The organism is Xanthomonas sp. NCPPB 3200, from assembly GCF_056393585.1.
On record NZ_CM150785.1, the window covers coordinates 4,390,573 to 4,404,264 of the forward strand.

Genomic DNA, 13,692 nt, shown 5'->3' on the forward strand with positions numbered 1-13,692 from the left:
GTAAAATCGATGGTTTCGTTCCAAGCAGATCCCACGTGAAAGCCCAACTCCGCGCACTGATCGGCCAAGGCATTGAAGCCTTGCGCGCCAACGGCACCCTGCCTGCCGACACCCTGCCGCCGGATTTTGTGGTCGAGCGGCCCAAGACGCGCGAGCACGGCGACTTCGCCACCAATGCCGCGATGCTGCTGGCCAAGCCGGCGCGCAGCAACCCGCGCGCGCTGGCCCAGGCGCTGGTCGCCGCATTGCCGGCCAGCGACGACGTGGCCAAGGTGGAGATCGCCGGCCCGGGCTTCATCAACTTCCATCTCGCCCCCACCGCCTACCAGCGCGAAGTGGCACATGTGCTCAAGCAGGGCCACGACTACGGCCGCGGGCTGGCCGGCAACGGCCGCTCGGTGGGCGTGGAATACGTCTCGGCCAACCCGACCGGCCCGCTGCACGTCGGCCACGGCCGCGCCGCGGCGATCGGCGACAGCCTGGCACGCGTGCTCGATGCCAACGGCTGGAACGTCAAGCGCGAGTTCTACTACAACGATGCCGGCGTGCAGATCGAGAACCTGGCCCTGTCGGTGCAGGCGCGCGCGCAGGGGCTCACCCCCGACAGCGACGGCTGGCCGGAGAACGGCTACCGCGGCGACTACATCGCCGATGTGGCCACCGCCTACCTGGCCGGCGACACCGTCGACCTGGAAGGCCACCTGGTCACCGGCGGCAAGGACCCTGCCGACTTCGACGCGATCCGCCGCTTCGCCGTGGCCTACCTGCGTAACGAGCAGAACCACGACCTGGCCGCGTTCCGCGTCGATTTCGATATCTATTTCCTGGAAAGCTCGCTGTACAAGGATGGCAAGGTCGAAGAAGCGGTGCAGAAGCTGATCGCCTCCGGCCATACCTACGAGGAAGGCGGTGCGTTGTGGTTGAAGTCCACCGACTTCGGCGACGACAAGGACCGGGTGATGCGCAAGTCCGACGGCACCTACACCTACTTCGTGCCGGACGTGGCCTACCACCTGACCAAGTGGCAGCGCGGCTACGAGCGCGCGATCACCGAGCTGGGGGCCGATCACCACGGCTCGCTGACGCGCGTGCGCGCCGGCCTGCAGGCGCTGGAACTGGGCATCCCGCAAGGCTGGCCGGAGTACGTGCTGCACCAGATGGTCACGGTGATGCGCGGCGGCGAGGAAGTGAAACTGTCCAAGCGTGCCGGCAGCTACGTCACCCTGCGCGATCTGATCGAGGAAACCAGCGCCGATGCGGTGCGCTGGTTCCTGATCGCGCGCAAGCCCGACTCGCAGCTCACCTTCGACATCGACCTGGCCCGTCAGCAGAGCAACGACAACCCGGTGTTCTACGTGCAGTACGCGCATGCCCGCGTCTGCAGCGTGCTGCGGCAGGCGCAGGAGAAGGGCTACAAGTACGAGCAGGCGCACGGACTGGCCGAGCTGGCGCGCCTGGACGACGAGCATTCGCTCAACGTCATGGTCGAGCTGTCGCGCTATGCGGAGGTGGTGGAAATCGCCGGGCAGACGCTGGAGCCGTACCAGATCGCGCAATACCTGCGTGAATTGGCGCACGCCTTCCACACGTGGTATCACAACACCAAACTGCTGGTGGACGATGCCGCAGAGCGCGACGCCAAGCTCACCCTCGCCGTCGCCACGCAACAGGTGCTCGCCAACGGCCTGGAACTGCTTGGCGTCAGCGCCCCAGAAAAGATGTAAGCCGGGCCGCATGGCCCGCAACGACGTGATTCGGAGAAGTGGTAGATGGCAGCACGACGCGGTAAGAGTCAGGCGCGACGCAACACCAGCAATGGCACCCCCGGTTGGGTGTGGTTGGTGGCGGGCGCTGCGATTGCGGCAGTAATCTTTCTGGCCGCGCCCAACCTGTTCAAGAAGGACGGCGACGGCTTCCTGCGCGTAGGCCCGCGCGCCAACCCCGACGCACAGCCCGAGCCGGTGGCCGATGCCGACGTGGATACGCCGGCCGAGCTGCCCAAGCCCAGCGCCCAACCGCTCAAGCCGCAGGCCAAGCCGGGCGATGCGCAGACCCAGTACGACTTCTATACCTTGCTGCCCGGCAAGGAAGTGCAGATGTCCGATGCCGAACTGGCGGCCAGTGCACGCGCCGAGGAAGCCGCGCGCGCGCGCGCGGCGCTGGAAGGCAAGGCGGTCGCGCCTGCACCGGGTACGAGTGTGGCGGCAGCCACGCCGGCCGCCAGCGTGCCGGTCCCGTTGACCGAAACGGCCGCCAGCGCGCCGAAGCCATTGGCCGAGACCGCCCCGGCACGCCCGGCCGCCACCCCGGCCCCGGCCAGCACTGCGGCAATGAGCACGCCGGCTGCAACCGCTGCGCCGAAGCCGGCAGCGACGGCAGCAGTTGCCACCCCGGCAGCTGCCTCTGCAGTGACCGACAACACCCGCTACATCCTGCAGGCCGGCTCGTTCGGCGCCTCCGGCGATGCCGAATCGACCAAGGCCAAGCTGGCGATGATGGGCCTGGCCGCACGCGTGGAGTCGGCCGACATCAGCGGCAAGACCGTCTACCGCGTGCGCATGGGGCCGTACGGCAGCGCCAGCGAACTGGCAGAAGCCAAGCAGAAACTGACCGGTAGCGGCTTGCCCGCCATTGCGATCAAGGCGCAGTAGCCGCCGTGCTGCAGCGCACCGCCGGCCTGTGGTTGTGGTGGGGACTGATCGGCGCGGCGCACGCCACCGAGCAGATTCCCGACCGCATCCGGATCGACGGGCAGGACGCGGTGCTGCTGGCCGAGCCATTGGCGCCGGTGCTGGACGACCAAGCCACCTGGCAACGGTTCGTGGCGCATGCGCGGCCGGCGCTGGGCAGTTGCAGTGCAAACTGGCGCGGCTACCAGGCCGATTGGCGCGTGGAGCAGACGAAGGTGCTGCTGGATCGCATCGTCATCGGTGCCTGCGACACCGCGCCGCCGGCGTTACCGCTCGAGGTGTTGTTCCCCGGACGAACCGCCCCGGTCGCCGCGGACTGGATCGATGGCGAGCTGGTGATCGCCCTGCCAACCGCCGTGAGCACCGGCGACACCGCACCCGGCACCGCAGAAGCACCGTATCTGCTCCTGCAGGTGCAACACGGCCGCGTAGTGACGCGCGAGCCGCTCAGTGAGGCCGAGCTGCGCGCGCGCCGTGCCCAGGCCCACGCACCCGGCGCTGCCACCACCCCCTGATCCCTTTGCCTGACCCCCTCGTTCGCAGGAGTTATCCCCCATGTCCAAGACTGTTCTGATCACCGGTGCCACCTCCGGATTCGGCAGCGCCGCCGTGCGCCGTTTTGCCGCCGCCGGCTGGAAGATCATCGCCACCGGCCGCCGCGCCGAGCGCCTGGATGCGTTGGCGGCCGAGCTGCCTGCCGGCCAGGTGCACACCGCAGCCTTCGACATGCGCGATGCGCAGGCCTTGTCGGCAGCGATCGACGCATTGCCGGCCGAGTTTGCCGACATCGATGTGCTGGTCAACAACGCCGGGCTGGCGCTGGGCACCGCGCCTGCACAACAGGCCGACCTGACCCAGTGGCAGCAGATGATCGACACCAATGTGACCGCGCTGGTCACCCTCACCCACCGCCTGCTGCCGGCGCTGATCGCACGCCGCGGCGCCATCATCAACATCGCCTCGGTCGCGGCGACCTACCCCTACACCGGCGGCAACGTGTACGGCGGCACCAAGGCGTTCGTGCAGCAGTTTTCGCTGGGCCTGCGCGCGGACCTGCACGGCACCGGCGTACGCGTGACCTCGATCGAACCGGGCATGGCCGAAACCGAATTCACCCTGGTGCGCACCGGCGGCAACCAGGCCGCCTCCGACACGCTGTACCGCGGCGCCACCCCGATGACCGCCGAGGACATCGCCGAGCAGATCTTCTACGTCGCCAGCCTGCCGGCGCATCTGAACATCAATCGGCTGGAAATCATGCCGGTCACGCAGTCGTTCGCCGGTTTCCAGGTGGCGCGCGACGCGCAGTGACGATGGCCTGCAACGCCAGTGCCTCGGTCGCGCCGCGATCCGATGGCGTGGCGGTCGGCGCGCGAGCAGATCGCGCCGCATCCAAGCTGGGTGCGGCGCGGCAACCGGCGCACCGCCAGGGCTGATGACAACGCCGGGCATTGCGCGGCGTTTTGCTTTGCCCGGTCAGCCGCGATCGGCGGCAGCCAACGGCTGCGCGCCTGGCCGCAGCACCCTGTCGCGCAGTTGCAGGAACGGGCGCTCCACCGCGTAGTGCAACAGCGCGCCGCCCAGCACCTCCACCAAGCCATACACCGCAAATGCCAGCACGCCCCGCCCCTCCAGCGCCGGGCCGAACCAGTCCTGGGTGAGATGGAAGACGGCTTTGTGGGTCAGATACAGGCTGTAGGAGATGGCCGCCAGCCATGCCGCGCCCGGCACGCGCAAACCGCCAAGTACACCGCTGCTGGCGGTGCCGGCGAGCACCAGCAAGGCCAGCCCCAGCGACAGCACCGGCCAGCCCACCGCATTGCCGAGCAGGCCGGTGCGCTCGCGGAACAGCCACATTGCCAGCGCCAGAATCGCCACGCCGGCACACAGAATGGCGTTGCCGTGCTGCTGCAGCCGTTGCCACGTCATGGGACGAAACACCTTCAGCACCGCCAGCACGACACCGGCCAGCAGACCATCCAGACGATTCCAGGTCGGGTAGTAGATGTCTTCGATAAACCAGTTGCGCTGCAGACCGACGCCAGCGCTGTCCAGGGCGGTGTTGTGCCACCAGATGCCGGCACGCAGCGCGATGCCTGCAACCACGACCAGCACGCAGAGCAAGCCAAAGCGTGTAGCCGAGGGCCGACGCAGCAGCAGCGTCGCCAGCAACGGAAACACCAGATAGAAATGTTCTTCCACGCACAACGACCAGGCGTGCGAGAACGCGGCGTCACGGCCGTAGTCGACGAACAGGTTCAGGGTGAAGGTGACGAACATCCACCACGGCGCCAGCCCGGGCGACTCGCGAAAATCCGGCCACGCCATGTAGATCACCAGCACCAGCAAGAACGCCGGCAGGATGCGAAACGCGCGGCGCAGATAGAACTCCTTGAAGTCCAGGCGTTGCCCGCGCGCCAGCGGCCTCAGCACCTGCGTGCCGATCAGAAAGCCGCTCAGGACGAAGAACAGGTCCACGCCCATCCAGCCGTAGCGCGACAACCACGCCCAGTCCGGCCCCAGACCGCCGACCACGAAGGAATGGAACAGCATCACCCAGACAATGGCGAGGCCACGCAGCAGATCGAGAGCGGGGTAGCGCATGCGGGCGATGCAAAGCGAGGGAGCCCGATTGTGCCGCATCCTACCGATGCGACGATGCCGGCGCTGGCCGCATTCGCCAGCTCGGATCAGCAATGCAGACGCTGTTTCCACCTCACTCCGTCATGCAGGCATGGTCCGGCCGACCACCTATCGGCGACAGCAACACGCCAGCGCCACGCCCGTGCAGCAGCCAAGGGGCTTCGGTGAGGCCAGCCGCATTGCCGCAGCCAATCCAATGTTGACGCTGTGGCTCCCCACAGCGTCATCCATCACGCATCGGCCTGTGTCACGCGACGGCCTGCTGCTCGATCCGCACGGCCGGCGCCACCGACAGCGCCGGTTGCAGCAATCCCCAGGCTTCCAACTGCTCCACCGCACGGCCGATTCCGTCCTCCTCGCGGATGCGCTGCCCCAGCGCGCGCGCCGCTGCGCGCATGCTCGGCGCGCTGGCCTGGCCGATGGCATCGGCCAGGGTCTCCGGCTGCAGCCCGACCCGTGCAAGCGCCGGCGGGGCGACTCCGCGTTGGGCCAGGCAGTGCGCCCAGAACGGCTGGTCATAGCCGAACGGCAGCACCACCGACGGAATCCCCGCAGCCAGCGCCGCACCGGTGGTGCCGGCACCACCGTGATGCACTGCCACCGACACCCGCGGAAACAGCCAATCGTGCGGTGCCTGCTCCAGCTGGAAGAAGCGCTGGGCATCGTCGGATGCATCTTCCGCGGCCGCCAGCCCGCCCCAGCCGCTGGCCAGCAGCGCGCGTTGACCGGTCAGACGCACCGCCGCCTTGACGATGGCGGTGAGCTGGGCCGCATCGCTGCTGATCATGCTGCCGAAACCGATATACAGCGGCGGCGGGCCGGCCTGCAGAAACGCCTGCAGCGCGGCCGGTGGCTGCCACTGCGGCTGCGGCAACTGCCAGAAACCGCTGACCTGGGCCCGGTCCGGCCAGTCCGGCGGGCGTGGGCACAGATGCTCGCTGTAGCCATACACCACGCGCTGCGCACTGCGATCGGGGCCACTCCACGGATATGCCGGCAGCCCCAAGGCCGGGCGCACGATGCCGTTGAGCGCCGGGCGCATCAGCTGCCAGCCGGCAAAGCGCACCGCGTGATGCAGCGCCACGCTCACCAGCCCGGGCAGGCGCACGGTGGGCATCACCATCAACGGCACATGCCGAGAGGCGGTCAGCGGCTGCAATTGCGTGAACACCACCGGCAGGCCGTAGGCCTGGCCCAGGCTATGCGCCAGCAGGCTGGCGCTGCCGACGCCGAGAATCAGGCCGGCATCGGCACAGGCCGCGCGGCCCTGCTCGGCCCAGTCGCGCGCCCACTCCAGCAGCTGCGCACGCAAGGTGCCCCAGATGCCGCGCCAGCCACCGCGCATCTCGGCGACATCCGGATGGCCCTGCAGCAGTTTCTGGTGGTCACCGCTGAGCGGGAAGAAGTCCAGCCCATTGGCGCGGATCAGCGCTTCGAAGTTGGCGCTGGTCAGCACCCGCACCGGGTAACCGCGCGCCTGCAAGCCACGGCCCAGCGCGATGATCGGGCGTACATCGCCATGCGTACCCAGGGTGGCGATCAGCACCGGGCGCTGGCGTCCCGCGTTGAAGGAGGACTCAGGCATATTCGGCCACCCCGTCGCTGGCGGTGGCGATGCTGCCATCGCGTTGTGCGGCTTTCGTGGTGGCCGCGTGCAGCAGTGCGCTGAGCGTGGCCGAATGTGTGGACGACAGCATCGAGTGGTGGTCGCTGTCGAGCACATGCAACTGCAGGTTGCGCACATACGGGCGCCAGGCCTGCGGCCGGTAATCCACCCACACCGTATCGTCGCCGCCGGAGGTCATGCGCACGCTCGCTTCGACGAACACCACATCCTGGTCCAGCGGCTTGGGACGGTGACGCCGCGCCAGATGCAGGTGGTGCTGGGTCATGCCGCCCATGTCGTCCAGCAACGTGGGGCGTTGCTCGAGCAGCTGGCGCACTGCGGGCAGGTCGTTCAAGCCGTAGTGATCGCACAGCAGGCTGGCCAGTTCGGCCACCGTGGTGGGCATCGGCTGGCCGGGTGCCAGATGCAGGCCCAGCGCATGCACCGATGCACGCACGTTTTCCGATTCCGGCAGCGACGCGGCCTGCTCCAGGTGCGGGTAGCTGTCGAGCATTGCCAGCAATTCGACTTCTTCGCCCAGCGCATGCAGTTCGGCAGTGATGGCATGCGCGATCAAGCCGCCCAGCGACCAGCCGATCAATCGGTACGGCCCCTGTGGCTGCACCGTGCGCAGCCGCGCCAAGTAATCGCGCGCGATCGCCTCGATGCTTTCCGGGCGATGCTGCGGGTCGCTCAAGCCCGGCGACTGCAAGGCATACACCGGCCACTGCGGATCCAGCTGACCGAGCAAGGTGAGATACGACCAGCCCAGGCCGACCACCGGGTGGATGCAGAACAGCGGCGGCGTACCCGGGGTGCCCGCACGCAGCGGCAACAGCACGCCGAGCGGATCGTTAGGGATCTGCGCGTTGCGCTTGATCACCTCGGCCAGGCCGGCGATCGTCGGCGCATGGAACAGGGTACCCAGCGGCAGTTCGACACCGAACGTCTGCGGGAAGCGTGCAGCCATTTCCGCCGCGCGCAGCGAGTCGCCGCCGAGCTCGAAAAAGTTGTCTTCGACGCCTACCACTTCGATGCCCAGTACATCCTGCAGCATCGCTGCCAGCTGCTGTTCGAGCGCATCGCGCGGCGCCACATGCGCGCGCTGCGGCAGCGCACCTGGCGAGGGCAAGGCGCGGCGATCCAGCTTGCCATTGGGTGTCAGCGGCAGTGCCTGCAATGGCACCCACAAGGTGGGAATCATCGACGCCGGCAGGCGCTGCTGCAGATGGGCGCGCAACAGCTCGGGTGATGGCGTCGCGCCATGCTTGCCCACCACATACGCCAGCAACTGCAGTGTGTCGTGGTCGCCATCGCGATGACCGACCACCACCGCCTGCGCCACCTGCGAGTGGAGCAGCAAGGCGTTTTCGATTTCGGCCGGCTCCACGCGATGGCCGCGGATCTTCAGTTGCGCATCGGCGCGCCCGATGAATTCCAGCATGCCGTCGCGGCGCTGACGCACGCGGTCGCCGGTGCGGTACATGTTGCTGCCGTCGTCGGCGAACGGGTCGCGCACAAAGCGCTCGCTGGTCAGCTGGCGCTTGCCGCGATAGCCCTTGGCCACGCCCGCGCCACCGATGTACAACTCGCCGATCGCGCCGGTCGGCAGCGGTTGCCGCTGCGCATCGAGCACATAGACGCGGGTATTGAGCAGCGGCCTGCCGATCGGCGGGGCGGCAGCGTCGGTGAGCTGCAACGGCATGATGGTCGACCAGATCGTGGTTTCGGTCGGCCCGTACAACTGGGTCAGGCGCCCGACCCGGCTCAGCAACTGGGTCGCCAGTTCCGGCACCAGGGCTTCGCCGCCGACCAGGGCGTGGATACGGTCCAGCGCCAGATCCTGATTGGCCAGCAGGATGCGCCACAGCGACGGGGTCGCCTGCACCATGCTGATCTGCTCCTGCGCGATCAGCCGCGACAGGCTGCGTGGATCGTGGGTGATGCCGGCCGGTGCGATGACCACGCGCGCACCCACCAGCAACGGCAGATACAGCTCCAGCCCGGCGATATCGAAGGTGATGGTGGTGACCGCCAGCACGCGGTCGCGCGGACGCAACGCAAGCTCATGCTCCATCGCATGCAGGAAATTGAACAGGTTGCGATGGCTGATTTCCACACCCTTGGGCGCGCCGGTCGAGCCGGAGGTGTACAGCACATAGGCCGTACCGTCCGGCGTGGCCAGCGGCGCGATCGCCGCCGGCAACACCGCCGGGCGCGGATCCAGCCAGACCATGCCGCCGAGCAGATAGCGCTCGCACAACGCCGGCTCGCAGACCAGCGCGATGGCACCGGAATCGTTGAGCATCTGCCGGTTGCGTGCGGCCGGGCTTTCCGGGTCCAGCGGCAGATACGCCGCCCCGCTCCACATCACCGCCAGCAGGGCCACCAGCAATTGCTCGCTGCGCGGCAGCGCGATGGCGACCACGTCGCCAGGGCGGACACCATCGGCCACCCATTGCGCGGCGATGCGCGAGGCCAGTTCGCACAGCGTGGCGTAGTCCAGGGTGCGGTTGTCGTATTGCACCACCACTGCCGCCGGCATCAGCTCGGCACGCTGCAGCATGCCGTGCAGCAGCGTGGCCGGTTCCGGCAGCGCTGCGGCGGTGGCGTTCCAGGTCTGCAACAGGCGGCGGCGTTCCGCATCGCCCAGCACATCGATCTGGCCCAGCGCGCATTCCGGATCGGCCAGCACCGCATCGGCCAGATGGGTCAGCCGGCGGCAGTGCTCGGCCAGCTCGTCGCTGTCGTACAGCGCCGGATTGGCATCCAGATCGAAGCGCAACGCGGCACCGTCGCCGCGCTCGTAGCAGAAGATGGTCAGATCGTCGGCCGGGCCGTTGGACAGGTTATGCGGCATCGCATAGGCCTGGCCAAAGCGCAGTGCGTAATCGAAGGCTTCGATGTTCACTGCCAGGCGTGCGAACTTCTGATCGATCCCGAACATGCCCAGATCGCGGCGCACGTCCTCGAAGCGGTATTGCTGGTGGCGCAGCGCATGCCTGACCACCGAGGACACCTGTGCGAACAGCGCATGCACCGGCTGCTGCGGATCCATTTTCAGGCGCAGCGAAATCACATTGGCCACCAGGCCTGCGGTCTGCCGGTAGCGCGCATTGATGCGGCCGGTCACCGGCATGGCCAGCACCAGATCCTCGGCGCCGGTGCAACGGTAGTAATACGCGGCGATCAGCGAAATCAGCATCTGCGGCAGGCTGGCGCCATAGTCCTTGCCGAGTGCGCGCAGCCGCACCACCTGCTGCGGCGAGAACTGTCCGGTGCCACGCAACAAGCCGGTCGACAGGTGATTGCCCGGACGCGCCAGGGTCGCCGGCGGCGGCAGATCGGCCAGCTGCTGCATCCAGTAACTGCGATCGCGCTGAAAACGATCGGACTCGCGATACTGCTGTTCCAGCTCGATCAGCGACAGCGCGCTACCGTATTGCGCAGGCTCCGGCTCGATGTTTTCTGCGTAGGCGTTATACAGCACCGCCATGCGCTGCATCATGATCGAGGCGCAATAGCCATCCATCACCAGATGGCTGACGCATTGCACCCACATATGGTGGTCTTCGCCAAGGCGAAACACCGCGCAATGCCATAACGGCCCGTTCTGCAGATCTTCCGGCTTGCGGATTTCTTCGTCGACCCAATGCTCGGCGGCGTTGCGCGGGGAAGGATCTTCGCTGACGTTGAAATACGGAATCGCGGCGGTGTATTCGGGCAGGACCACCTGATGCGGCACGCCGTCGTGCTCGGCGATGCATAGCCGCAGCGTGTCGAATTCGCGCGTCAGCTGCATGCTGGCGCGGATCAGCAGCTGCGGATCCAGCGGGCCGAACATTTCCAGGGCTTCGGACAACATCAAGGTGTTGTCGGTATGCAACTTGCTGGCCACCCACAGGCCGCGTTGCGCTTTGGTCAGAGGAAACACCGGAGAGTCGTCAGTGTGCATTGCGTGCATCCTTCTTGTGTGGCGCGCAGTCGCCCGGTGCGCCATGTCCGCAATGCGGTCAGTGGGACGCCGGATCAGCACCTGGCCTTGAGAACGTGAGGTAAGAGACACCGACGACCGCCAACGCATGCCGGCGATATACGATGGAAACGCACAATGGGAACGCACCACGAAGCGACGTGCAGCGTCGCTACCACGACGTGCAACGACATTGCTAAAAGCACTTGTTTCCCGACAAGTTAAACAAACACTAACAACTAGCCACCGCGATAAACCGTGCAAAAATCACGAAATCCGCGTCGCCTGCGAAAATTTTTTGCCGAAGTGTGATTTCAACTAATGTTCTGGATGCATACGCCCACAGCGCGCGTTTTGCGGCGGTTGCGCGCTACCGAACCGACGGCCACACATCGCACCGCAGCCGGTGAAGGCTTTTTTTCCGGGAATTTTGCATGGCCTGCGCCGCGCCCATGGCCGCATGCACTAAGACCATTATGTGCAACGGCGTTGACGTTATTGCATTACCAGCGCAACCACTTCGCAAAATACAGTGATTTTTTGCAACTCCGTCTGCAACCGTGCGGTCACGCCACGGTTACTTGATTGTCATTGCCATGCTGAGGCAATCACGTATGCACAGCTGTTGCTGGTGATTGCCTGGCCCTGGCTGGGCCGATGGCGTTGATCGTGGCACGCCGTCGTTGCAGGCAATGCGTTACCGGGCTCGGCCAGGGCGCGCAGAAGCCATGGCGTCCGGCAATGGCGCCGAGTTCGGACCCTGAGCCCCGCCGCATGACGGCCGCGCAGCGATGCTGCGGGCCGTCGCGTCAATGCAGTGCGCGCCAGGGTGAAAACAGCATGGCGCGCCACGGCCCCCGCAGCGCGCAGTGCCTCAGCCCAACGGTTCGTCGGACAGATAGGTGTAACCGGTCAACCCTGCTTCCAGCGCATCGCTCAATTCCTGTGCGCGCTCGGGCGACAGCTGCGCGGCGGCGATGCGCTCGGCATAGGTCGCACGCAGCGTGTCCAGCTGATAGCCCACGTAGTCCAGCATCACATCGGTGGTATCGCCGCGGCGCTGCTGCGCGATGCGATAGCCATCGCCGTCCACGGCCACTTCCACAGCATCGGTATCGCCGAACAGGTTATGGATATCGCCCAGGATTTCCTGGTAGGCACCGACCAGGAAGAAGCCGATGCGATAACTCTCGCCCGGATTCAGCGTGTGCAGCGGCATCGAGCTGTCCAGGCTTTCGTTCTCGACGTAGGTCTTGACCATGCCGTCCGAGTCGCAGGTCATGTCGGCGATGATGCCGCGCCGCTGCGGCGCTTCGTTCAAGCGCTCGATCGGCACGATCGGGAACACCTGGTCGATCGCCCACACATCCGGAATCGACTCGAACACGCTGAAGTTGACGAAGTACTTGTCCACCAGCCGCTCGTTGAGCTCGTCCAGCACCGGGCGATGGCTCTTCTCGTCGAAGCTCAGGCGTGCACGCACGCCATGCGCAATCGCATAGAACAGGTCGTCGATACGCGCGCGGTGGGTCAGGTCGATCTGGCCCAGTGCATACGCACTCAAGCCTTCGGCATGGAAGTGCTGCGCCTCCTGGAACAGTTCCACCGCCGGGCGCACATCGAGCTCGTCATGGATCTCGCGCAGGTGGCGGATCGCTGCCGGCTCGTCGTCGTGCGCGTCCGGCACGCGGCCTTCCGGCGCCTGCTCCACTTCGGACACGTTGGCGATCAGCACCGCATGGTGGGCGGTCATCGCGCGGCCGCATTCGGTGACGATGCGCGGCGGGGTCAGGCCGTGCTCTTCGCAGGCGCTGGCCAGCGGCTGCACGATGTTGCTGGCGTAAGAATGCAGGCCGTAGTTGATCGAGCAATAGCTGCGCGAGCGCGTGCCTTCGTAATCGATGCCCAGGCCGCCGCCGACGTCCACATGGCTGATCCTGGCGCCCAGCCGCGACAGCTCCACGAAGTAGCGCGTGGCTTCGCGCATGCCGTTGGCGATGTCGCGCACATTGGAGATCTGCGAGCCCATGTGGAAATGCAGCAGCTGCAGGCTGTCGGCGTACTCGGTGTCGCGCAGGGTCTTCCACAGGTCCAGCACCTGCCGTGGCGACAGCCCGAACTTGGCCTTGTCGCCACCGCTGTTCTGCCACTTGCCCGCGCCAAGCGAGGCCAGGCGCATGCGCACGCCCAGACCCGGCTTGACGTCCAGCGCGCGCGCCTCCTCCAGCACCAGCTTCAGCTCGGAGGGCTTTTCGATGACGATGAAGGTCTGCAGGCCGAGCTTGCGGCCGATCAGCGCCAGGCGGATGTATTCGCGGTCCTTGTAGCCGTTGCAGACGATCAGCCCGCCCGGACGCGACAGCGCCAGCACCGCCATCAGCTCCGGCTTGCTGCCCGCCTCCAGGCCGAAGCCGTCGCCGTGGTGGCTGGCCAGCGTGCCGGCCACGCCGCGATGCTGGTTGACCTTGATCGGGTAGACGGCCGTGTAGCCGCCGGCGTAGTCCCATTCGGATTGCGCCTGCGCGAACGCCGCCTGCAGCTTGCCCAGGCGCTGGCCCAGGATGTCCGGGAAACGCACCAGCAGCGGCAGCTTGGCGCCAGCTGCGCGTGCGGCGTCCACCACCTCGGGCAACGACACCGACGGACCGTCGCTGGTCGGCGTGACCACCACATGTCCGGCGTCGTTCACATCGAAATACCCGTCGGCCCAATGCGGGATCGAATAGGTCTTGCGGGCTTGGTCGAGGGACCAATCGCTCATTTCGCTGACTCGGCTGGGG

The 13,692-nt window shown here is 66.8% G+C and carries 8 protein-coding genes; 4 read left to right on the forward strand and 4 right to left on the reverse strand.

Going from position 1 to position 13,692, the window contains the following annotated elements; genetic code table 11:
* Nucleotides 1-35 precede the first annotated feature (35 nt).
* From argS to AC06DU_RS19020, 4 genes are read left to right on the forward strand one after another with little or no spacing between them, the layout of a single operon-like run.
* Nucleotides 36-1,724, forward strand: coding sequence for an arginine--tRNA ligase (gene argS / locus AC06DU_RS19005; RefSeq protein ID WP_016901969.1), 1,689 nt, complete (start codon nt 36-38; stop codon nt 1,722-1,724).
* A 45-nt stretch (nt 1,725-1,769) separates the two neighbouring features.
* A complete protein-coding gene (locus AC06DU_RS19010; protein ID WP_478203026.1) occupies nt 1,770-2,651 on the forward strand; it encodes an SPOR domain-containing protein in 882 nt (293 codons plus the stop codon).
* Between the two features lie 5 nt (nt 2,652-2,656).
* Nucleotides 2,657-3,205, forward strand: coding sequence for a hypothetical protein (locus AC06DU_RS19015; RefSeq protein WP_478203027.1), 549 nt, complete (start codon nt 2,657-2,659; stop codon nt 3,203-3,205).
* 40 nt (nt 3,206-3,245) lie between these two features.
* The gene (locus AC06DU_RS19020) at nt 3,246-4,001 is read left to right on the forward strand and encodes an SDR family NAD(P)-dependent oxidoreductase (RefSeq protein ID WP_016901972.1); all 756 of its coding nucleotides are present in this window, start codon (nt 3,246-3,248) and stop codon (nt 3,999-4,001) included.
* Nucleotides 4,002-4,166: 165 nt separating this feature from the next.
* On the opposite strand, the gene AC06DU_RS19025 is transcribed toward AC06DU_RS19020, so the two are convergent.
* From AC06DU_RS19025 to speA, 4 genes are all read right to left on the reverse strand, one after another.
* The gene (locus AC06DU_RS19025; protein WP_478203028.1) at nt 4,167-5,294 is read right to left on the reverse strand and encodes an acyltransferase family protein; all 1,128 of its coding nucleotides are present in this window, start codon (nt 5,292-5,294) and stop codon (nt 4,167-4,169) included.
* 286 nt (nt 5,295-5,580) lie between these two features.
* The gene (locus AC06DU_RS19030) at nt 5,581-6,918 is read right to left on the reverse strand and encodes a glycosyltransferase (RefSeq protein ID WP_104608727.1); all 1,338 of its coding nucleotides are present in this window, start codon (nt 6,916-6,918) and stop codon (nt 5,581-5,583) included.
* Nucleotides 6,911-10,837, reverse strand: a complete 3,927-nt coding sequence (locus tag AC06DU_RS19035; RefSeq protein WP_478204455.1) for an amino acid adenylation domain-containing protein — start codon at nt 10,835-10,837, stop codon at nt 6,911-6,913. Before AC06DU_RS19035 ends, AC06DU_RS19030 begins: the two co-directional genes overlap by 8 nt.
* A gap of 949 nt (nt 10,838-11,786) precedes the next feature.
* Nucleotides 11,787-13,673 (reverse strand): arginine decarboxylase, encoded by a 1,887-nt coding sequence (gene speA / locus AC06DU_RS19040; RefSeq protein WP_046344820.1) that lies wholly within the window; start codon nt 13,671-13,673, stop codon nt 11,787-11,789.
* Between the last annotated feature and the right edge of the window lie 19 nt (nt 13,674-13,692).